This window comes from Paenibacillus sp. NPDC101420 (assembly GCF_050277435.1).
Classification (GTDB): domain Bacteria; phylum Bacillota; class Bacilli; order Paenibacillales; family Paenibacillaceae; genus Paenibacillus_AQ.
In genome coordinates, this window is sequence record NZ_JBNNSE010000001.1 from 1,596,712 (window position 1) to 1,618,783 (window position 22,072).

A 22,072-nucleotide genomic window follows, 5' to 3' on the forward strand; every position below is an offset into this window, starting at 1 on the left:
CAAGCATTTAAATAATATAATCATTAACTATACGTCTTGAACTAAATTGGAGGCCATCTATGAAACTTGACCTGTCGGAAGAATCTCTTCCCGTCTACGAAGCTTTAGCCAGTTCAGTTCGTCTGCACCTGCTGCGCTTGCTTGCCGAGAACCCAATGAATGTCAAGGAATTGGCCGCAGCGGTAAATTTGAGCAGCGCCATTATGACAATGCATGTGCGTAAGCTAGAAGCTGCAGGACTTATCCAGACACATATGGCACCTGGACGAAGTGGTCTGCAAAAGATCTGTACGCTGGCTGCTGAAAGCGCCGAGATCACCTTTCCAGGCAGACAAATTAATGAGCGCAAAAGCTACCGCAAGGAGATTCCTGTTGGGCATTATTCTGACTTCATGATCGAGCCTACCTGCGGTCTTGCCACTACAGAGCAAGTGATTGGCAGCTTTGATGATCCCCGTTATTTCTGGGATCTCGAGCGTATGAATGCTGGTATTCTCTGGTTCGGCAAAGGGTATATCGAATATAAAATTCCTAACTTCCTTCTCTCCAGTCAACAGCCCGAGGAGCTAATCATTACGATGGAGATTGCCTCCGAAGCGCCTTCCATTAATAATAATTGGCCCTCCGACATCACTTTCACACTGAACGGAGTACAGCTTGGATTCTGGACAAGTCCGGGTGACTACGGAGATAGACGTGGTAAATACACGCCAGCTTGGTGGCCAGCACTCACGAATCAATACGGCCTTCTTAAGCAGCTGCGCATTACATCTAAAGGCACGTTTATGGACGGCCTGAAACTGTCCGACGTTACGCTGGATCAAGTGAACATTCGCAACAAGCAATGGACTTTCAAGCTTTCCGTCGATGAAGAGGCCGAGCATATTGGCGGCATTACCCTTTTTGGCAAAGGCTTTGGCAACTATAATGATGATCTAATCGTTGAGCTGTTCTACACAGATACCCATGAATAAAGCCGCATTCATCTCCCGTTGGAGAGTCGAATGCGGCTCTTATTTTACCTTATTTCATGTTCAATGAAGGGTCCCCATAATCCGCCACCAGGCAGTGGACAGCCACGTTCCTTAAGCTTAGCTACAACAGGAATAATGCATCCACAAGCTACGCAAGTCACACTCTCATGCAGCTTAGGACAAGTCCCGCAAAGAGAAATCCGTTCAGCATAAACCTCATCTGGAACACAAAGCTCTGTCTTAAACATGGATGATGACAAGATTCGCTCTATCTGTGCATCGGTAACCTTATAATCGTCGCGACACCCCTTGCATGCAGATGTTGTTGACATGATAACACCACCTTATGCCTTCGGCGTAATCTCCAGCACAGTTACTGACATTGGAGCCAGCTCTACATTAAGAAGATCACCTTCAAGTGTAAAGGCTGTAAAAGCTTGCGGTACGACAGCATCTGGCTGACTAAATGTATTATGAGCATCTATCTTGTTACCTGTGAGCGTAGTGCCTGTCACTTCAACCTTCTGCCCGGAAAGACCACGCAGCTCGAGGGGTACAGTAGCTGATGCAGCGTGATTCAAGTTGCAAAGACTGACATGAATGATCCCAGCGTCTGTTACGGAAGCTGAAGCAGATACTTCAGGAATCTCGCTGCCCTCAAAGCTGTAAGTCCCACTATCGATTGTTAAATCCAACAACTCAGCATCCTGATGGACTTTAAACATATTGAATACATGATAGGTAGGCGTTAGCAGCATTTTTTCTCCTTCGGTTAAAATCACTGCTTGAAGCACGTTAATGGTCTGCGCAATATTTGCCATCCGTACCCGGTCACTGTGTTTATGGAAAATATTCAGGGTTACGCCAGCTACAAGGGCATCCCGAATTGTATTTTGTTGATATAGGAATCCTGGATTCGTACCCGGCTCAACATCATACCAAGTTCCCCATTCGTCAACGATAAGGCCTACTCTTTTATCTGGGTCATATTTGTCCATAATAACACCATGTTTAGTAATCAGCTCATCCATGCGAAGGGCCTTCTCTAAAGTGCTAAACCATTCACTAGTTTCAAAGCCTGTTGCTGCCCCTTTATTCTCCCATGCTGGACCAGGAATCGTATAATAATGAAGAGTAATCGAGTCCATAAAGCGTGTAGCTTCACGCATTAAAACTTCCATCCAGTGATAATCATCCACGTTAGGACCACAAGCGATCCGGTGAATACGATTCTCCCCGTAATTACGTACATACGTCTGATATTGGCGATAAAGATCTGCATAATATTCTGGACGCATATTCCCGCCGCAGCCCCAATTCTCATTACCAACGCCAAAATAAGTGACAGCCCAAGGCTCTTGATGACCGTTCTGCTGGCGAAGCTCAGACATCGGTGAGACACCGCCAAAGGTTAAATACTCTACCCATTCGGACATCTCTTGAACCGTACCACTTCCCACATTACCATTGATATAAGGTTCACATTCCAGCATCTCACATAATTCCATAAATTCATGTGTACCAAAATGGTTGTTCTCAACCGTGCCGCCCCAATGCGTATTGATCATACGTTTACGAGCTTCGCGATCACCAATACCATCTTTCCAATGATATTCATCTGCAAAACATCCACCCGGCCAGCGAAGTACTGGAATTTGTATTTCTTTAAGCGCTTTCACAACATCATTACGAATACCGTTAGTGTTAGGAATCGGTGAATCTTCTCCGACCCAAATGCCTTCATAAATACAACGTCCTAGATGCTCAGAGAAGTGTCCATAAATATTTTTGTTTATCGTACCTTTGCGAATGTCTGTGTTAAGGATTGCGCGATCTGCCATGAATAAACTCCGCCCTTCAACATTTATATTTTTATTAACTAATTAATAATTATACAAACATTATAGAGCGGTCCTCAGCGATCCGTCAATCTCCAATATGAATGAATCTATTCTTTATCAATCGGTTTGTTTATCCCGTCTTCATAATAATCAAAAACGAGCTGCCGCTGCGTTCCTCTTACCCCGTAAAATACGTCGGAGATCCGTTTCCCCTTCCGTCTTAATTCGCTCTCCAGCCATTCTTTGGTCAGTCCATTATTCTCAAGATTCTCTTCAATGAGGACGCCATCCATAATTAACTCAACGGGAAAGCTCTGAGGAACCGAAAGAAGCTTCAAATCTTTTCGAGTAACATATTGATACTCTTGTTTCTTTAAGACGGATACCATTCCGTTATCTTCTAATACGGCATACTCTACTACCTCCAGATTAAAAATTTCTTTTTCCCTCAGTGCCTGATCCAAGGAGTCTAGCGAATACCTTACCTTTTTCATATTCCCTTCAAGAATTTTCCCGTTTTCAATAAGTACCGTAGGTGATCCTGAGATCCAGCTTCTCATTCTACGACTCTTTATAGCGATGATAGATAGTAGAAAAGACGTAGCAGTGATAACAATGAGCGCCACGATCATATATGACGACTTCAGGTCTTTATTAAAAGCCAGGTTTGCCGCAAGCGATCCTAATATAATGCCTGTCACGAAATCATGAAACGTCAAATTAGAAATCGTTTGTTTACCCAATATCTTAGCTATCACTAGCAGCATGATCATAGCGACCACAGTACGAAGAACAATATCCATATGCGCCTGCATCTCTAATGCTCCTTTCTATTCAATCCCCTATTATTCACAAACCAAGGTGAAATGAAACGTCATTACAATCGGTTTAATTTTAAGAGGTCATCCGGAGACTTCTATAAACGTCAAAAGGGCTCTGGAATGGTTCTACTGAACCGTCCCAAAGCCCTAGCTACGAATGCTTATTTTTCAGTCTTGATTGCAAGCAGATTGTGCAGAATCATTGCGCTTTCAGCTCGAGTTGCTGAGCCTCCCGGATCGAATTGCCTGTCACTTCGACCCGGGATAAGTCCAAGGGCTTGAGATTGACCGAACTATAATTGACTGCAGCTTTCGATTCTCCATTGACATACGCATCTTCAGAAACATACAGCTTCGTCTGGTTCCGAATCGGAAGGCTCGGTGCAGTACCATCCCGATCATTACCGCCATGTGACCGTACAGTTCATCTATCGACGGGATCATTTCAAGACAAGCGCGTTCCATAAATTTATCGAATTATTGCAGCAAAAACCCTGAAGACTCGTATGATGAGTTTCTTCAGGCTTTTTTACATGGCACCGTTATGATCACCTGTGCGCCGCCTTCGACACGGTTTCCTGCTTCGATATGCCCTCCGTGCTTTGTAATGAGCAACTGTGCTGTATACAATCCAAGCCCGGAATGACCTTTGTCTTGAGATCTAGACGGATCCCCCGTGTAGAATTTATCGAACATCCGCCGCAAATCAAGAGCGCTTAACCCCTTCCCCGTATCCTTCATGTCAAAGGTAATCTGCGTCTCCTCTACGATGACCGTCCACTCGATCCTTCCCTCCACTGGCGTAAATCGCAAGCTATTGGTAATCACGTTATCGAATACTTGCTCCAACCGTGATGTATCCACAAGAAACTGCTGTTCTTGGTCGCATCGCCTATTCACATAAGAGAAGTCAAAAGCAATCCACTTCTCACGGCATAACAATGCGTATTCATCTTTTTTCCGCTCACAGAAGGCGAGTAAATCCGCTCTCGTATACTGGAGGACAAAATCAGGCGTGTCGATTTTATTCATGAACAGCAATTCCGTCAGCATTTTGTCCGCACGCTGCGTACTGTTCTGAATGGTTAACAAGTACTTCTCCAGCCGTTCGGGACGGCGTGCACCGCTCTCGATTAAATTGTCTACATGACCTTGAATGATCGTCAGCGGCGTCCGCAAATCATGGGCAATCGCAGAGATCATGTCGCGTCTCTCCTGCTCCAGCTTCCACTCCCACTTCAAGGATTGCTCCAGCGCGATCCGCATCTCTTCGAAGGCATCGGAGAGCTCGATCAGCTCCTTCGACCCACCTGCTCCTGCGACGGAGAAATTCAGGTCATTTTGCTGGATTCGTCTAGCTCCCCCGATGATCCGTGCGATCGACGGTTCGAGCCGTTTACCCAATTTTCTCGCGAAAATAAAAGAGAACAAGACGATGAAGAAGAACGGTGCGATCAAACTGCACAAAATAAGCATAACGAGCAGCCCGTTTCCAGGGTTGTTGGAGGATACACTTAAACTGTATCGTAGCACCAGCATCCCCTTTAATTTTTTCTGCGAATCAAGGATCGGGTGGTAATTGATATATTTCCCGCCCTGTTTCTCGCTACGGTTCAGCTTGCTTAGCACATCCTCCGGGCTGTTGACGAAAGTCTGCCCCTTCCAGCCGTAGACGATTTGCCCCTTCAGATTCACGATTTGATACTGCATGCCTTTCGTCAGAATAACATGTTCCAACGCATTCTGCTTTGAAGGAGATAATAAGGCGTCTTTTTGCTGATCTACATAACCTAGAATCTGGGGAATTTGCTGCTCATAATAGTTGGCTGGTAGAATGCTCTTGTCCGTTTGATTAATCAAAGCATAAAGCGTACCGCCCCAAACCAGCATCGAGCCGATGAAGCTATAGAAAAGAACGAGTGTAAATGCGCCCATAAACTGTCTGCGCAGCGGTTTTCGACTTGCCTTTACTTCCTTTCGAATCTGTACCCTACCCCCCATACCGTTGTAACAAAGGTCTTCTCCGGTGCTGCGCACGCCAGCTTCGCCCGGATATTTTTGATATGTTCGGTAATTGTGGCTGCTTCTCCCTCCGCATCGAATCCCCAGATCTTCTCATAGATTTGTTCCCGCGAGAATACTTGATTCGGATGCATGAAGAGAAGCCGGAACAATTCGAACTCCCGGCTGGTCAGCGGAATCGGAAGGTTCTGGTAGAATACCTGATGGCTGTCCAGATCCATCGTGAGATCGCCATGGTGCAGCAGCTTCGGTTGATGATCAAGATGGCTCCGCTGCTCCCGACGAAGATGCGCTCTTATTCTCGCCTTCAATTCTTGCATGCTAAAAGGCTTCACGATATAGTCATCGCCACCGACGGCGAGTCCTTGGATCCGATCCGCTTCATTGGAGCGCGCGCTTAAGAACAGAATCGGACACGAGACCCGGTCACGTATCGCTTGGCATACTTCGAGCCCATCGAGATGCGGCATCATAATATCCAGGATGATTAAGTCGGGCGTCTCTCCCAGTCGATCGAACACTTCCTTGCCGTCATAAGCCACTGATACCTCATACCCATCATCCTGAAGCGCATCGCGCATAAAACCGACGATTTCTCGCTCATCATCGGCGATTAATATCTTTTCTCTCATCTCTTGAATTTCCTTTCGCATCTATCAATCTAGCAGCTTTATCCCCTCATTGTACCTTCTTGTGCGCCAAAAATCCCCTGCAGCGGCACACACGGTGTTCACGACAGGGGAACAATTAAATTTTCAGGTATAACCGAGTTAGAGCTTCGTTGTCGGTTCTTTGACTTTATCGAAGACGATGATCCCGTCATATTGCTCTTTTGGAATGAATCGCATCGACATCGGCATAATGATCTCGGACGTCATGCCATCCTCGGCTGCATAGATCGGTTTGAACATCCAAGCATTATTTTTGTTCGGAGACTTGTGCTTGGATAGATCCGCAAACGCAATCTTATAACCGCTCTGCATCATCAGTTGTTCCAGACTCCCCTTCGGCATCGGCTGAATATCGAAGATCTTCTGTGTCGTAATCGTGCTCGCCTTACCGCTGTTCATGTACAGACCCAACACGTAGACCTTATCCTTTAGCTTCTTATGTAGCAATTCTCCCATACTTGTAAAGCTGTTAATCCATTTCCCTTGTTCTTTCGTTTCGATTTTGGACGTATTCTTCGCCAGATGATCGTTATGCGCCCATAAAATCACTTTCTTGCCGGGATACATCACCTTCATTAACCACTCCACGTTGTCAGCCATGATTCGATCACGGAATTCATAGCTTTCCTTCGTATCGTACATCCCCATCTCGATGAATTTGACCCGATCCTCCAACGTCTTGACAGCGATATCCACCATCCGCGGGTTCGTAGGGTAGGCGGCTGCAAGTTGTTCTTTGTTCTCTTGGATGAATTGGATCAACGCCTTGTATTTCGGTTCGTACGCATTCTTCACCTTCTTGATTTCTGCTTTCGCCTCCGGATGACTATCGTCCATGCCATATTGGTTGAGCACCTTATAGAAATCCGTCATCGCTTGCATTTCGAAGTTGAAATAATTCTCGCCCTGATCCTTGTCTACCTTGGCAATCCAACCGGCAATAAATTGCGTTAAGTACCCTGATGTGAACTGCATGTCATAACCTGCTAGATATAAGGGATCGTTCGTCCCTTGCTTCTTCTTGATGTAATCGAATAAATTCAGAGTCTCCTTGGAATGCCAGATGGGAAAAATTGAACGTTCCATCATTTGTTGCGATGTCCATGTTCCTGCATTATCGTACGTCATGAATGAATCCCCAAGGCCCGACTCAAATGCAATCACGTCAAAATCCAGCTCTTCGTGTAAATATTTGATCAACCTTGTCTTCATGCTGCTGTATTCTGCGACACGGTGAAAGTTCTCGCCAAGGCTAATGACCGTCTTATCTTTCAAGATCGGCTTCAGAAACGCTAAATCTTTATAGTCCGATGACGTCAAAGATTTAATCTCTTGAATATTCTCCTTCGACCCCGTAATTTCCTGCGCGGTCGCCGAGGCGCTCACTGGCGATAGTAATAGTGAAAATGCTAGGCCCAGGGAAATGATACCTGTTAATCGTTTCGTTGCTTGCATGTTGAATGTTCTCCTCCTTCGAAATCTGTTATTACGTCGTTCTCTTACCATGCAGAGACATCGTAACAGGAACTTCTAAGGAATCTATAAAGATAAGAGAATAATTCCTCAATGCGCGTGCCAGAACCGCTTCTTCACGAATCTCACTGCCATATTTAAGACGAGCATGATCATCCCGATGTTGATCGCATAATCCGCTAAATTGAGAATGCCTCTCCCCGATCGAGACATGATAAAATCCGTGACCTGCCCGAACACCAGTCGATCAATCCCGTTGCCAACCGCACCGCCGACCAAGAAACCAGCGATCATATCCGCCAATCGGCCTTTCCAGGCACCCATGCTGCGATAATAGAACACACCGATGACGAACAAGATGGCGATCACCCCGAATAACCACGCATAACCTTGGAATAAACTGAAAGCCATCCCGCTATTCTCATAATGTGTAATCTCCCATCGTCCGAAGAACAAGCTATCTCCGATATCCAGGTTCATCCGAATCCAAATTTTCGAGACCTGATCGATCAAGATCACGACCATCGCGATCATACAAAACCACATAGCGACACCCACTTTCTTCTCAGCCTATGAACAACCATGTAACTCCCTTGTGCTCATCATACTACAAAACCATGTGGCATCGAAAAATAAAGGCACGCCCGAAGGAGTGCCTTTCAGGTATCCTTATATTGACTGCTCGTCTTCATTTTTTTGTAAAATAATGAAGACGAGCAGGTTTCTTGTGTCTAATAACTGAGAGGATAGGGGAATGATTTCTATGACGGCAACGCTAAAAAAGTCTACAAGTTATCTTCCTGCACAAAATTCAGCACGGCATCGTCGACGGCCGAAGTTCTTCCCAGATCAGGGCAATTCACAAGCTCAATTTCGCAAGTCTCCGCACAGCCGTGCAGTTCCAAAAGAACCAGTTCATTACGACCTTTGCGCAGCAATGGACCGGGGATGTATAGGGCCCTTTGCGGTCCTGCGTTCCAGTAGCGGCCCAGATTAAATCCGTTGATCCAGGCAACCCCTTTATTCCATCCATCGAACCGTAGAAAAGTATCCCCAATTTCCTCCGCCTCAAAGCAGCCCCGATAGAATCCGGGCAAACCTGAAGGTGCCGCAGCTTCTTGCTTCTCCACCGTCTGCTCCTTGTACTCAAGTGAAGCCAGCGTTCCCGGTTCTAACGGAAGTGTACGGATCGTCCAGTTATATTGCAGCTGGTTATCGATTCGAACACCGTCCAGAATTCCTTTCGGATCACGAATGAGCGGCCCATAATTAATCCGACCCATATTCTCGACGAGAATATCCAGCTGCGCTCCTCCGGCAGGAATGGAAAGTTCAAGCGGCTGCGGATTCCAGCGTTCAATGACCCCAAGTACCTGTCCATCCAGGAAGACCTGCGCCCGATCACGCACACCCTCGATGTAAAGCTTCTGCCTGGTCCGTGGTCCCTGCACATAAGTGCTGTACAATATAAAACCATAGGATTGTCCGAGCTTTTCCATCGGCTGTACACACACACTGTTCACCGGCTCCGATAACTTCTCCAGATTGGAAGCTGTGAATAGTTCCGCTCTTTCCATCAAGGCAACTTTCCCGTAGGAGATCTTCGGAATCGGCTCAGGGAGCGGACAAGTCGGTGCAAATCCATGTTTGCCCAGTACCGACCGAACAGCTTCAAATTTCGCCGTCGTATCTCCCCATTCCGTGAGCGGGGCATCATAATCATAGCTTGTAGTCGTCGGCTCGTAGGCGACGATATGATTCGCCCCATTATAGAAGCCAAAATTGGTCCCGCCGTGGAACATGTACATATTGAGTGAGGAGCCATGCGTCAGGATATCATCCAGAACGCCAGCTACATCTTCGGCATCGCGCACATGATGATCCTCCATCCAATGATCAAACCAGCCGTTCCAATATTCCATCACCATCAGCGGCTCTTCAGACCGGTACTCCCGGTATTTGCGGAAGGATTCCTCTGCACAGGAGCCAAAATTAACTGTAGCATGCACATCTTCCAGAGTTCCACCGAGCAACATTTCATCGGTTGGTCCGTCGGAGGTAAAGAGCAACACATCGACCCCTCTGCTGAGGAGTCCATTACGCATATATCTCAGGTAACTACTGTCATTGCCATAGCTGCCATATTCATTCTCTACCTGGACGGCCAGAATCGGCCCGCCATGTGTGGACAGTAGCGGAACCAGCCGAGGAATCAGCTCATCGTAATACCGGTCCACCTTGCTTAAATAAAGAGGATCACAGCAGCGAAGCTGAAGTTCACTGTAAGCCAGCAGCCAGGCCGGCAGACCACCGAATTCCCATTCGGCACAAATGAATGGACTCGGTCTGACAATAACATGAAGCCCAAGCTCTCCGGCCAGTTCAATAAAAGAGACCACATCGGCCATGCCATCAAATACGAACTCCCCTTCCTTGGGTTCATGCATATTCCAGGCGACATAGGTCTCCACGGTATTGAATCCGCAGGCTTTCAATTTCAGTAGCCGGTCTTTCCAGTATTCAGGCACAACCCGAAAATAATGAATGGCTCCCGATACGATTCGGTAAGGCTGTCCGTCCAGCAAATATTGTCCATCGTTCCAAGTGAGTAGGCTCATACTCTTCAAACTCCTTTTTTAACATCTATTCTAACGATTCCCCGCTGTGAAAGACGGCAAGCCGTCTGATCTTGGGGCTTGCAGTAGTTAAGAGCACCCGCAGTCGTATTTTTTCTGTGCAAATTGGAGGGAAGGCGTCGATTTTCTTATGGCCAATCGCGCTGCCACGTTTCAACTCCAGCCACGCTCCGTCACTGAATGCTTCCAGCACATATTCGCTCACTCTTTCGCCATAAGCGATGTCCTCCATAATCTCGGCGTGGTCAATCACAGTAGCTACAGGCAATTCCAGCTCAATAAGATCTCCAGTGCCCGCCGTTACGGCTAGTGCCTTTCCGAATCTACGTTGAATCTCCTTACCGAATTCCAGCAGACGCTGCACATCGGCCTCTGGAAACAGCCCGTGGTTGTCAGGCGCCACATTGAGTAGCAAAGTCGCCCCATGCCCAACCGAACGATAATAAATATCCATTAGCTGCTCCAGAGACAGCAGCAGATGCTCTTCCTGAGGATGCCAGAACCAGCGGTCTTTACGGATGGGCACATCACATTCCGCAGGCACCCAGCTCGGTGTTCCGGGAAGCCAGTTCAATGAAGCTTCACTGAACATGCTACCCCGAGCGGAATCCGCAGTGTTCCAGCATGGATAAGGAGCAACGCCATCCTCATTGCCAACCCAGCGAATCGTTGGTGCCCCCATATTAAACACCATGGCGCTTGGCTGATGGAGCTTAATCAGATCCATAATCCGCCGCCAATCGTAATTACGGCCTTCAGATCCTGCGCCGTCGAACCAAATCTCCGTAAGTGGGCCGTAGCCCGTAAGGAGCTCCTGCAATTGCAAGCAATAGAAATCATCATATGCTTGCGGATCCGCATAACATGGCTCATGTCTGTCCCATGGAGACAAATAAATGCCGAAGCCTAGTCCAAATTCACGGCAAGCCTCCTCGCACTCCTTGACAACATCGCCTCGCCCTTCTTTCCATGGGCTGGAGGCAACAGAATAAGTACTCGTTGCAGTCGGCCACAGGCAGAAACCATCATGATGCTTAGCGGTCAGTATAAAATAACGGAATCCAGCTTCTTTAGCTGCACTAACCCATTGGCGGGCATCCAGATGAAGCGGGTTAAAGACCGTAGGTGAATCGCTACCTTCTCCCCACTCCTGATCGCAAAATGTGTTCATTCCAAAATGGCAGAACATCCCCAGCTCCAGATCCTGCCACTCCATCTGTTCCTTAGAAGGCAAAGCTACTTGCTCTTCGGACTTGTTCTTTGAAGAAATGCTTTCCATCATTTTTATACTCTCCCGTATATTTGTGTAAGCCCAATGTATAAATAAGGGCTTTGGAAAGCCGGTTGATGACCTTCCAAAGCCCCGTCCCCAACTTGGGATACCTCGCTTATTGCCTATTTACTTGATGACACCTTTTTCGTTGATAATTTTCGTTGCTTCACCAACCATCCATTGCTGCACCTTATCAATCGATTCATTTCCAAGCATGAATCTGCTGAAGCCGTCATCGATAATTTTGGTCAATTCGGACGTTGCCGTCGTCATCACCTGCGCACCGTCAAGGAATTGAATTTCGTTATCGAAAAGTGTGTATTTGAGTGAATCCATATCATACATATCTTCTTTGCCAGCGACCAATTTAGTCAGCAAGGTCTCATTGTCAGCTTTTTTATATCCGGAGAATTCCAGTCTGTTATCACTAACAGCCGTAGACATAAATCTCATCAATTTGAAGGAAGCCTCTTTGTTCTTTGAAGTTGCGCCCATCGCCAGCATGTTGCCGCTGGTGAAGTATTTGCCTTCATAGTCTTTCGGTTCCGATCCTGCAGGAGGCACCGGTACCGGAGCAAAGGCTGTCTTGAATTCATGCGGATACTGCTCGGTGTTACCTGGATCAGCAATCGTCCAGTTGCCAGCCAAGATCATAGCAGCTTCTTCATTGAAGAATTCGGTACGATAGTTAAGCTTAGCGGCAAGAGCGTCTGCATAAGATTTCGCAGATTTATCAGCAGACTCCATATCTTTACGCAGCTGGAAGAAATACTTATATGTCGGATCCGCGAAGATCGTCGTCCCGTCATCATATACGAACGGGTCTTTCATCATCGTTTGAGCTGGAGCGTTCATGTACAATTCCCAGGTGTGGAAATATGTGCCGTAACGTTTGTCCACGCCTTCGCCTTTGGTCAGTTTTTTGGCATAGTCGCGGTAGTCATCCCATGTCCAGCCAAAAGTAGGTACAGGCAGACCCGCTTCATCCAGTGCATCTTTGTTCAGCATCACGTAGTTGCTGCTCTTCGTATATTGCAACCCATAATAGTTGTTGTCGACCTTAGCATTCACATAATATTCATCCTCAGGAACGAGGTTATCTTTCTCATAGAATTCATTCAGCGGGGCAAGTGCTCCCCGAGTCGCCCGTTCAAGCACGCCTCCCAAGCTTGGCACCTGAACAACATCAATCGCTTCGCCGGAAGATATCAGGAAGTCGAGTTTCTTCAGCATCTCCACAGAATCACCGGGAACGAGTGTCACATGCTCTACCTTGATGCCTGGGTTCTGATCCATAAATTCCTGCAGCATAGCATCGGTACCAGCCGACTGGGCTTCATTATCCCAGTTGTAATACTTGATGGCGACTTGCTTGTCCACCTTGGTGTTCCCGGCATTCGTGCTAGCTTCAGCATTCCCGTTCTTTTCCGAGTTTCCGGAATTTCCACAGGCGCTTAGCGTTAAGGAAACCGCCAGCATGGAGCCCAGTACAACGGATAATTTTTTTTTGCTCTTTGTTTTCATTTTACTTCCCCCCGCACTGAATTTTAAGTATAGTTCCTTGTTCATTTCTTATTATAGGCATCCGCTTTACTGGCCAAGTGCACAATTTTGCTGTTGTAGGATCACATTTTTGACTTTTACTATCTATCGTGTACACCCGCAGGTCAGCCCTTTACGCCGCCAAGGGAGATTCCGTTAATGACTTGCTTTTGCAGGGCAATGAACACGATGACGAGCGGGATGATCGCCGAAACAGCTGCCGTCATCATAATCGCATAGTTGTTCGAATAATCGTCCCGGAACAGGGTCATACCGAGTGGGATAGTGTACAAATTCTTATTTAGTAAGAAGATCAGCGGATTCTGGTAATCATTCCAGGTCCAGATAAATTTGATGATCGCCACCGTAGCGAGCACCGGCTTGCAGAGCGGAATAATGATAGACCAGAATATCCGTAAATGGCCTGCACCGTCAATTCGCGCCGCTTCAATATATTCGTCGCTGACACCAATCATAAATTGCCGCAGCAGGAACGTGAAGTAGATGGAGAACATACTCATTAATATGATTGCAGCATGAGTATCATAAAGACCGAACCAGCGAATCAGCAGAAAGCGCGGAATCAGTGTGGCCTGGTCAGGTATAATCATGAACGACAGCAGCGCCAGAAACACCATATTTCGTCCTTTAAACTTGATTTTGGTCAAGGCGTACGCCGACATAGATGAAATGATAAGTGTAATTAAGGTTGTAATAATCGCAACTTTAAAGGAATTTAAATAGAAATGAGAAAAAGGTACTCGTCCCATCCAAACCATCTTGAAATTATACGCTACATTGATCTTCTCGGGAATCCATTGGATCGGAAAGCGCATAACATCTTTCTCATATTTAAAGGCTGCGGAAATCATCCAGATCAGAGGAATAAGAAATACAATGGACAAAGCCCCCATGATGCAGGTAGTGATCACTCTGGACATATTTTTTCTAATCAGTTGCATGTTAATCTCCCCCCTTTATTCTTCATTTCTCATTTTCCAAGTAGCTGCGGTGATCAAGCCTATGACGGCGAATAGCAGCCAGGAAATTGCAGAGGCATAGCCCATGTTGTAGTATTTGAACCCTTCCTCATAGATCCTGAACACAAGCACGGTAGAAGAATTGTTCGGGCCACCTTCGGTCAAAAACGCGATGATGTCGAACACCTTAAACGAGCCAATCAGCATGGTTATAAGCAAGAAGAACGTGGTTGGACGCAGCATCGGAACCGTGATGGCAAAGAATTTCTTCAGTGCGCTGGCTCCATCTATTTCGGCGGCTTCGTAGATTTCATCGGAAATATTCGTCAAGCCGGCCATATAGATAATAATGGTGTAACCCAGACTCGCCCAAGAACTGATAATGGCAATCGATAACAGCGAGGTCTTTGGATCGACCAGCCATTTTGGAGGGCTGGAAATTCCAAGCTCCATCAAGAACTGATTGATCGGTCCAAGGGATGGATGGAACAATGCGCTCCATACAGCGGCAATTGCAATAATCGAAGAAATATAAGGGATAAAGAAGGCAACTTTGAAATAATTTTTAAGAAATACACTATTTTGAATCAATGCCGCCAGCACCAAAGCAATCGCAATCGGTATCGGCACGGTCATAATCATATAAATAGCATTGTTCTTCAAAGCTTGAATGATGCTCGGATCATGGAACATTTTGATATAGTTATCCAATCCGATAAACTCGATCCCTTGAACCCCCGACAATAGATCCCATTTCGAGAAGCTTAAATAAAGTGAGAATCCAAGTGCAAATACATTAAGAAAAAGCATTCCGACAATTTCCGGAGCTAGAAACAGCCACCCGGTCAAAGCCTCTTTCCGCTGCGGAGTCCAGAACTTCCGCTTCTCCTGCAGAATTTTTGGCACAGGTTGTTTTGCAGCCTCCACGTTGTATCACCTCGACAATTTGATTTGTCATTATAGTAATATATCCGCCTCCCGTATGAAGGAGTGATTATGACCCGAGATGTGCAAGATTTTGACCTTTGTCATTCGACATCAAAAAAACCGCCCTAGATGGGCGGCGGGTCTATTCGGTAGGCTGAGATTTGCACTCTCAGCGTACCGAGTGTTTGGATTTATATTCGCTCGGCGTTGTTCCCACATATTTTTTAAATACTTTTGAAAAATAGGTTCTGTCCGAATATCCCAGACCAACGGCCAGCGATTCCAGGTTTTGGGTGGAGATTTTCAGCATTTTGGTCGCAACCTTCATCTTGTGCTGATGTACATAGTCCGTAAAAGTCAGACCTGTCATGCGTTTGAAATAACGCGAGAAATAGCTCGGGTCCAGAAAGAGATAACGTGCCATATCAATTGAAGTGATGTTATCGCCAAGATGCTGATCGATAAATTGCTGGATAAGCTGCAGCTTGGGCTCCTGCGGGGGAGTTCCCGCCACCTGCTGTTTGTTGCCTGTAATCTGCACAAGCTTTCTTTCCACCAGTTCCATCGTATCCTCCAGTGTGCGGGTTTGCACGAGATAGACGAACAGATCCTCATCGAATGTTAGGCTAGTGAACATCAGCTCGATACCGCGGAGCATAAAGGATAAATCCCGGACGAAATCGCCCGGATGGATAGCCATAACTTTTGCAGTCCTAGCGATTTCCTGAAGAGTGCCACGGATGGCTTCAAGATCATTTTTAATCACGGCCCGTTCCATCTGCGGGATATAACTATCCAGAAATCCTTGAGGAGCAGGCTGGAAGCGAGGGGTAGCGATTTGCAGAGTATCCAGAACTGTGTATTCCGCACTCGCATAAAACTCGCACTTGTCCTGGACAATTTGCCGATGAATCTGTCCAATCGCCTGCAGCTCTATTTTCTCAGTGACTGCGATGATGCCCGGTTGAATCTTAAGGAGATGGGAGCACTCGGAACACAATCGCTGTAAATAATCATGAAAATAAAGACTGGCATTCTGCGCCAGATTTACACGGTAATTATACAGAATCACAATATTCTTCTGCTCCAAAAAAGGCGTAATCCCCTCACACGCTTCGGACAGCTCTAGGGCTATATTGTAGATGGCATATAAAATAAGTGGATACTCGCTCTGCTTGTACCTCTTCTCGAAACTGGAAAAGTGAATGCTGACCGTGCCCAGCATGAACCACGGATACGTCCAGGATATGCCGATTTGCGTCGCATAGGCTAGCGTGGTTTCGGGCGGAGCGCCGCCAATCACCCTTTGCAGCAGATTCTGCCGGAATAACTGGCTATTGTATCCCGTTTCCCCATGCTTGATTAGCCCGATCTTCGATTTAAGCAAGCGTACAGACTTGGCAAGGCTTTTCTCCAGTTGCTCGTCCGTAAGCTGGTCCTTAATTAAATAGTCATCCACCTTCAGCTTTACCGCTTGCTGAGCATAATGGAAATCCTCATGACAGGTCAGGAAAATAATTCTGACCTCCGGCTTCATCCGGGTAAAGTAATCGGCCAGCTCAATCCCGTTCTTTTGCGGCAAGCCAATATCTGTGATCACGATATCGGGTTGTACTTCCTCAAACATTAATAACGCCTTGGCACTGGAATAGGTGCTGCCGACAATCTGCAAGCTATGTGCTTCCCAGTCAATCATCTGCTGAAGCACCTTGAGCATAGGAACATCATCATCTATGAGCATCACTTTATACATCAATATCCCTCTCTCTCCGACAGATTAACCTGATGATTGCCTTGCGGCAAATACAGAGAAACGGACACCCCACCTTGCGGCAAATTATGCAGCGACAAGCGGGTATCCTGACCATAGGTCAGCCTCAGCCTTTGAACCACGTTAATTAAACCGACCCTTTGATAAGTTCCATCCTGTTCATCGTCCTTGTAGAGCAATCTGCGGTTCAGTCCTGCCAGAATTTCTGCCCCTGCACCACAGCCATTGTCTTCGACTTCAATCATAATCCCATCAGGGATCGTTCGGGCACGGACGACAATACGCGGTGCCGGGTGGTCAACTAGACCGTGAACGATGGCATTCTCTACGAGAGGCTGCAGAATAAGTTTAGGAACGATGAGCTTCTCTGTATCCGCTTCCAGATCGACCTCCAGTTCAAGAGGGATTTCGTTGCGGATCTTCATGATGTCGATATAATGGCTAAGCAGTCTGCATTCTTCCCGTAAGGTAGCCGGTTCATTGACCTTCAGATAGGCACGGAGAAGACTCATTAGCGAATCAATGATCCCGCTGTGCAGCTTATCTTTAGCCAAAATAAGGCTACATTTGATCGAATTCAACGTGTTGATCAAAAAGTGGGGACGAATCTGCATAAACAGCGCCTCAAGTTCCATCACTCGCTTCTGTTCTTGCTCCAGCTCGATGTCGTGAATCAATCCTTGCAGTTGATCCAGCATAGTATTCAATGTCTGCCCCAGCTCAGCGATTTCATCCTTGCCCTTGACCTCCAGCCTGACATCAAGATTCCCCATCCCGAACTGGCGCACAACGCGCTGCAGCTTCATGATCGGACTATGCAATCTTTTGGCAATCAGCATGGAAGTAGCCGAAAAGACAATAAACAAGAGAAGCACTAAACCAATACCACTATAAAAAGTTCGCGAAATCTGGCCCGACCATTCTTTCTCTGAAGCTTCATAGACCAGCTCCCAATTGGATTTGTCGATGGCTCTGGCCGTACGCACGCTCCCTCTAGCTTCCTTGCCTTCTGGGGCTAGCTCTGAGTTCCCGGCGATCAGACCTCCTCTGGAATCAAACAACGCCAGCTTGCCAAACTCGACCGGCCCGAGCAATTTGTTGAAATAGGCATCGGGAATTGAGATGAGAAGCACGGACACCTGCTGTTTCTCCCGGCTATCATAGATTACTCTGGCAATATAGTAGCTACTGCTTTTACCGGAACCGCTGTCAGCCATCCCAAGCCATTGCAAGGTCTCCGGTTCGTGAATATTGACACGTCCCATCAGCTTGTCCATGTTGGCATTAATCACGGATAAATTCTCAGTCCCAGAGGAGATCACAAAGTGTTTCCGGTTAACCAAATACATGCGAATGTTATTATTTAGCGGCTTAGAGTTGATGAGCGAAAACACATCCTGAATTTGCGTAAAATGTACGTAATCCTGATAGGTGTTCAATCGCTCGGTATCTGCAAAGACCTTCAGATTGGCGCGAAAATTGGTATCGTTTACAATAAAATGCGATGCAAATGTCACATCATCAATGGTCTTGTTTAGTTCGTCAATCATAACGTTCAGAAAGTTATCGTTGCTGAGCTGCAGCTTTTCTACCATCGTATCCCGAATAAGCACAAAGGAGATGATCGATACTGCAATCAGCGGAATAAAAATCAGCAAAAGAAATGAAACCTGGATACGTCTATAGTAAGTGAATTTGAACATGTTTTCTCCGCGCCTCTCTCATGCTCTTTTCTTTTATTCTATCAGCCCGTTATCCAGTATACATGCATTATTTGATTACCGTGACTTTCTTTTGACCGTTTGCGAAAACAATAAGCACTACTTCACCAAATATTTGTATACCTTCCACTACATAGGAATCCAAGTGACTGGATGGAACCTCGTGGCTGATCACGATAATATGCTCCTCATTCCTTTCAGGGAAGCTGATGCGGCATGCCTCCGCCTGCACAGCATCCACAGGTTCACCCGTATGTCGGTAAATCGGCACCTGTTCAACCAGTGGACAGAACGGCTCACCGGAAGGCTGCGGGTACAGCATCTGCATCATCGATACCGTTCCTTTTCCCGTTCGGGCGTAAACGGCATGTTGATTAGGTTCCAGCAGATTGTATTCGCGGGAGATTACCCCGTCATCAATCTTGCCCTGAAGTCCTTTAACATTAACGGGAATGATGCAAAGATTGGCTTCCCGCTCATTTTTTGTACGGCAACTGAATGTCTCCTCTTCCATCTGAACCGCTCCGGGCGCAAAATGAAAATGCTGGGAAAACGTATGCTCCTGACGGCAGCTAAAGCTGTCGACCAGAAGCCAGTAATAAGGCTTGATGAATATGATCCTCCTTAGCAGGTGTACCGGATCATCCAAATGACGGTAGCCATCATGGCTGCCCTCAACATAATCAAAGTCCGGATTGCTGATCCATTTACTGCCTGCCGGCTTCGCAATTTGGGAGAAGGACCATGTATCCGTGATTTCAGTGAATCCAATTCCGTCAACAGTAGTCGTATTATGGGCAGCGCTTTCTTTTAACGCTTTTCTAAGTGGTGTGTGATCACTATAGTTGTATCTGCCCAGATCGGTAAGCATATCCCGCCCAAAGGCATACAGATCGAAATGTAGCAAATCCGCGTGACCATGTCCACCACCAAGCGGTCCGCAGTGGAAATATAGGTACAAGTCCTGCTCGTCCCAACCCGTTCGCATCACATAATGACCGGAATGTGTGAAAGAGCGTGACAAGTAAGGCGGTTCCTCCGCAATCAGCTGCTCGTAGCCTTCAACTCCATTCATTCCGAACAACCAGGCATTGTCATAATCCATATGATCATATCCGCCAAAGCGGAGCACAGAATCCTGGAACAACCAACCTGCATAAGTCAAAATCGAACGGACATCGCTGTCATCGCTATCCCCGAGCATCGGCTGCCGATGATTCGGTTTGGCCCAATACAAGGAAGCGACGGCCATTTGATGAACTTTTTGCTGAAGTTCATCCTGTAGCTCCAGTCCATTCATGCGAGCCAAGCGGATGCAGTCGAGAAAACATACCAGAACCTCATGGTGATAGGTGGGCGATTGCTCCCAATGGATACCATCCGCCATGACCTGGATTCTAGCCGTCTCCCCTAATCTCTCCTCACCGAGCCGTCGCCAAATCTTAGCCCTAGTGAACTCAGGGAAGTAGAGCGCGGTTTGGAATAAGCCACAAGTCTCCAGAACGCCCCAATTGCTGATATTCTTCCAGCCCGTAAACGATAAAGCTAAATATTCGCTGTGTTCATGAAGGGATATCATTACTTTCGCCAGAAGCGTCGGTGTGAGCAGCGGACTATCCTGTATATAGGATAGCGCTTTGATCCAGTTCGCACAGCGAAGACCCGCTTCAATTGTGCGCCAAGTCAACGTATCATTCGTAGGCATGTCTGGAACAGGATTACGGTCCATCCAATCTTCAAGCTGACAGCAAAATGTTCTCGCATACTCCTCATTACCTGTTATCGCATACACTTGTCCTAATGCCACCCAGTAGCGGTGGCGATTCAGCATATAAGCCCATTCTACATCCTTATCCGGAATATAACGCCAGTCAATTTCTTCCTCAAAGGAAACCGGAATGCGGCTGCGCTCCATATCCCAGGGAAACCGAAAAAGAAACGTCTGCTCCATAACTTCATCCGCCGTCTTCATTACGACTTCCAGCTCATCTGCGCAATATTGCTGTATATAATCGATATGCTGCTGTTTCCGACTGTCCTCTGCCCGCCAGCCCGGCGTGCTCCGACTAGTCAAATACCGATGCAATTCAGTCAGCGCATCGTCCTGCCGTGCTTGGCTGAGCGCATCCTTCACGGGCGCTAGAGCAGGTAACTCAAGGTCGAGTAGCGTAAAGACAGCATAGGGAGAGGTTGATCGGACATCAGCGTTCATACCAGTACCCCCTGGTGCCTTTTTGCAGCCGCAGCAACGCTTCGAGGTAGAAATAATCTCCCCAGATCATGAAATCATCCGGAGACAGACCGCCGCGTACATGGTAAGAGCCGTGCTTCAGCAGCCCCTCCGCATCTTCACCGATCGTGGAATAGTTCTGCACAAGTGAAGTCATCGACTGTATTAATCCCTGCTGAAAATAAGCCCGTTCGGGATCTTCCTCCTCCATTAGCTCCAGCAGTTCCAGTAGTCCAGCCGCAACAATTGCAGAGGCCGAGCTATCCCGGTACGTATCCGCAGACACTGGAGCATTAAAGTCCCAGTAAGCGACATGATCCTGTGGCAAATGCTCCAGAAAATAGCGGGCCATCCGCTTGGATGTTTCCAAATACAACGGATCCTTAGTATAGCGGTAAGATAATGCAAAACCGTAGACGCCCCAGGCTTGCCCGCGTGTCCAAGTCGATCCGTTAGTATAACCCTGGTGTGTAGCACCGCCAATCGGCTCTCCGGTCTTCTGGTCGAAGAAAAACGTATGGTAGGAGCTGTCGTCTCCCCGCACCAGATAACGTTTCGTTTTATCCGCCTGCATGACCGCCACCTGCCGATATAGGGAATCACCGGTCTGTTGTTCTGCCCAATACAGAAGAGGGAGATTCAACAGACAATCAATAATGATGCGCCCACCTTCCTGGGCATCTCCCACAGGTCCCCAAGCCTGAATATAACCACCGCCTGTGCGCCAGCGCTTCAGTAATAAGTCCGCCGCCTGCAGTGTCAACTGACGCGCGGATTCGTCTTTATCTATAATCCACTGGGCCTTGGAGGATAACGAATACAAAAATCCGATGTCGTGATGATCAAGCACCGTCTTTGCCGCGAAACGGCGGCGGAAATCCTCTACGGTATGAGATGCCGCGATACGAAAGCTGTCATCCTGCGTATATTCATAGCACAACCACAACATGCCGCTCCAGAATCCATTGGTCCAATCGTCATTGTTATTGAGCTGGTAAGTTCCATTCATGCTGACATGAGGGAATCTGCCCCCGAATCGGTCTATATTTTTACGTACCTTCTCTATCGCATCTTCAATCGCATTGCTCCACATAAGTTCCTTGCTCCCTTCGGGCTCTTCGTTTCTTATGTTTCATGATAAGGAGAGTGAACAGGATCTAATAGGGGCGATTTTTGCTTTGATGTGCATT

17 protein-coding genes are annotated in these 22,072 nt (G+C 47.1%); 1 reads left to right on the forward strand and 16 read right to left on the reverse strand.

The genetic code is table 11. From position 1 onward, the window contains the following. Window positions 1–59: 59 nt before the first annotated feature. Window positions 60–974 (forward strand): ArsR/SmtB family transcription factor, encoded by a 915-nt coding sequence (locus ACQKMP_RS06935; RefSeq protein ID WP_042186033.1) that lies wholly within the window; start codon window positions 60–62, stop codon window positions 972–974. Window positions 975–1,018: 44 nt separating this feature from the next. Here ACQKMP_RS06935 and ACQKMP_RS06940 read toward each other — a convergent pair whose 3' ends face one another. The 16 genes from ACQKMP_RS06940 to ACQKMP_RS07015 all read right to left on the reverse strand — a co-directional run bounded on the left by ACQKMP_RS06940 (window position 1,019) and on the right by ACQKMP_RS07015 (window position 21,975). After that, window positions 1,019–1,306: a hypothetical protein gene (locus tag ACQKMP_RS06940; protein ID WP_042186032.1), complete on the reverse strand. Its 288-nt coding sequence runs from the start codon at window positions 1,304–1,306 to the stop codon at window positions 1,019–1,021. Window positions 1,307–1,318: 12 nt separating this feature from the next. Beyond that, window positions 1,319–2,815, reverse strand: coding sequence for an alpha-N-arabinofuranosidase (locus ACQKMP_RS06945; RefSeq protein ID WP_042186030.1), 1,497 nt, complete (start codon window positions 2,813–2,815; stop codon window positions 1,319–1,321). Window positions 2,816–2,922: 107 nt separating this feature from the next. Further along, entirely contained in the window at window positions 2,923–3,630 is a 708-nt protein-coding gene (locus tag ACQKMP_RS06950; RefSeq protein ID WP_339246099.1) for a DUF421 domain-containing protein, read from the reverse strand. A gap of 525 nt (window positions 3,631–4,155) precedes the next feature. Beyond that, window positions 4,156–5,673, reverse strand: coding sequence for a sensor histidine kinase (locus ACQKMP_RS06955; RefSeq protein WP_427469059.1), 1,518 nt, complete (start codon window positions 5,671–5,673; stop codon window positions 4,156–4,158). After that, the gene (locus tag ACQKMP_RS06960) at window positions 5,604–6,290 is read right to left on the reverse strand and encodes a response regulator transcription factor (protein ID WP_076284294.1); all 687 of its coding nucleotides are present in this window, start codon (window positions 6,288–6,290) and stop codon (window positions 5,604–5,606) included. Before ACQKMP_RS06960 ends, ACQKMP_RS06955 begins: the two co-directional genes overlap by 70 nt. 138 nt (window positions 6,291–6,428) lie before the next feature. Further along, window positions 6,429–7,784 (reverse strand): erythromycin esterase family protein, encoded by a 1,356-nt coding sequence (locus tag ACQKMP_RS06965; protein WP_042186023.1) that lies wholly within the window; start codon window positions 7,782–7,784, stop codon window positions 6,429–6,431. Window positions 7,785–7,892: 108 nt separating this feature from the next. Next, a complete protein-coding gene (lspA, locus tag ACQKMP_RS06970; RefSeq protein ID WP_256721618.1) occupies window positions 7,893–8,336 on the reverse strand; it encodes a signal peptidase II in 444 nt (147 codons plus the stop codon). Between the two features lie 251 nt (window positions 8,337–8,587). Further along, complete coding sequence (locus tag ACQKMP_RS06975) at window positions 8,588–10,420, reverse strand: glycoside hydrolase family 35 protein (RefSeq protein ID WP_427469060.1); 1,833 nt, start codon at window positions 10,418–10,420, stop codon at window positions 8,588–8,590. Between the two features lie 25 nt (window positions 10,421–10,445). Then, the gene (locus tag ACQKMP_RS06980) at window positions 10,446–11,720 is read right to left on the reverse strand and encodes an alpha-L-fucosidase (protein WP_427469061.1); all 1,275 of its coding nucleotides are present in this window, start codon (window positions 11,718–11,720) and stop codon (window positions 10,446–10,448) included. A 117-nt stretch (window positions 11,721–11,837) separates the two neighbouring features. Continuing rightward, window positions 11,838–13,235: an ABC transporter substrate-binding protein gene (locus ACQKMP_RS06985; RefSeq protein ID WP_042186016.1), complete on the reverse strand. Its 1,398-nt coding sequence runs from the start codon at window positions 13,233–13,235 to the stop codon at window positions 11,838–11,840. Between the two features lie 143 nt (window positions 13,236–13,378). Continuing rightward, on the reverse strand, window positions 13,379–14,215 hold the full coding sequence (locus tag ACQKMP_RS06990) for a carbohydrate ABC transporter permease (RefSeq protein WP_042186014.1): 837 nt from the start codon (window positions 14,213–14,215) through the stop codon (window positions 13,379–13,381). Between the two features lie 15 nt (window positions 14,216–14,230). Beyond that, window positions 14,231–15,160 (reverse strand): carbohydrate ABC transporter permease, encoded by a 930-nt coding sequence (locus tag ACQKMP_RS06995; protein ID WP_042125419.1) that lies wholly within the window; start codon window positions 15,158–15,160, stop codon window positions 14,231–14,233. 169 nt (window positions 15,161–15,329) lie between these two features. Beyond that, window positions 15,330–16,913, reverse strand: coding sequence for a response regulator transcription factor (locus ACQKMP_RS07000; RefSeq protein ID WP_339269689.1), 1,584 nt, complete (start codon window positions 16,911–16,913; stop codon window positions 15,330–15,332). Beyond that, complete coding sequence (locus ACQKMP_RS07005; RefSeq protein WP_042186009.1) at window positions 16,913–18,634, reverse strand: sensor histidine kinase; 1,722 nt, start codon at window positions 18,632–18,634, stop codon at window positions 16,913–16,915. Before ACQKMP_RS07005 ends, ACQKMP_RS07000 begins: the two co-directional genes overlap by 1 nt. Before the next feature lie 67 nt (window positions 18,635–18,701). After that, complete coding sequence (locus ACQKMP_RS07010; protein WP_427469062.1) at window positions 18,702–20,864, reverse strand: alginate lyase family protein; 2,163 nt, start codon at window positions 20,862–20,864, stop codon at window positions 18,702–18,704. Then, complete coding sequence (locus ACQKMP_RS07015; RefSeq protein ID WP_427469063.1) at window positions 20,854–21,975, reverse strand: glycoside hydrolase family 88 protein; 1,122 nt, start codon at window positions 21,973–21,975, stop codon at window positions 20,854–20,856. The genes ACQKMP_RS07010 and ACQKMP_RS07015 overlap by 11 nt, the downstream gene beginning before the upstream one ends. Window positions 21,976–22,072: the final 97 nt, after the last annotated feature.

Bases quoted from the DNA above. Each gene is read 5' to 3' on its own strand.
- ACQKMP_RS06935 (WP_042186033.1), top strand. From the start codon at position 60: ATGAAACTTGACCTGTCGGAAGAATCTCTTCCCGTCTACGAAGCTTTA.
- ACQKMP_RS06940 (WP_042186032.1), bottom strand. From the start codon at position 1,306: ATGTCAACAACATCTGCATGCAAGGGGTGTCGCGACGATTATAAGGTT.
- ACQKMP_RS06945 (WP_042186030.1), bottom strand. From the start codon at position 2,815: ATGGCAGATCGCGCAATCCTTAACACAGACATTCGCAAAGGTACGATA.
- ACQKMP_RS06950 (WP_339246099.1), bottom strand. From the start codon at position 3,630: ATGCAGGCGCATATGGATATTGTTCTTCGTACTGTGGTCGCTATGATC.
- ACQKMP_RS06960 (WP_076284294.1), bottom strand. From the start codon at position 6,290: ATGAGAGAAAAGATATTAATCGCCGATGATGAGCGAGAAATCGTCGGT.
- ACQKMP_RS06965 (WP_042186023.1), bottom strand. From the start codon at position 7,784: ATGCAAGCAACGAAACGATTAACAGGTATCATTTCCCTGGGCCTAGCA.
- lspA (WP_256721618.1), bottom strand. From the start codon at position 8,336: ATGATCGCGATGGTCGTGATCTTGATCGATCAGGTCTCGAAAATTTGG.
- ACQKMP_RS06975 (WP_427469060.1), bottom strand. From the start codon at position 10,420: ATGAGCCTACTCACTTGGAACGATGGACAATATTTGCTGGACGGACAG.
- ACQKMP_RS06980 (WP_427469061.1), bottom strand. From the start codon at position 11,720: ATGATGGAAAGCATTTCTTCAAAGAACAAGTCCGAAGAGCAAGTAGCT.
- ACQKMP_RS06985 (WP_042186016.1), bottom strand. From the start codon at position 13,235: ATGAAAACAAAGAGCAAAAAAAAATTATCCGTTGTACTGGGCTCCATG.
- ACQKMP_RS06990 (WP_042186014.1), bottom strand. From the start codon at position 14,215: ATGCAACTGATTAGAAAAAATATGTCCAGAGTGATCACTACCTGCATC.
- ACQKMP_RS07000 (WP_339269689.1), bottom strand. From the start codon at position 16,913: ATGTATAAAGTGATGCTCATAGATGATGATGTTCCTATGCTCAAGGTG.
- ACQKMP_RS07005 (WP_042186009.1), bottom strand. From the start codon at position 18,634: ATGTTCAAATTCACTTACTATAGACGTATCCAGGTTTCATTTCTTTTG.
- ACQKMP_RS07010 (WP_427469062.1), bottom strand. From the start codon at position 20,864: ATGAACGCTGATGTCCGATCAACCTCTCCCTATGCTGTCTTTACGCTA.
- ACQKMP_RS07015 (WP_427469063.1), bottom strand. From the start codon at position 21,975: ATGTGGAGCAATGCGATTGAAGATGCGATAGAGAAGGTACGTAAAAAT.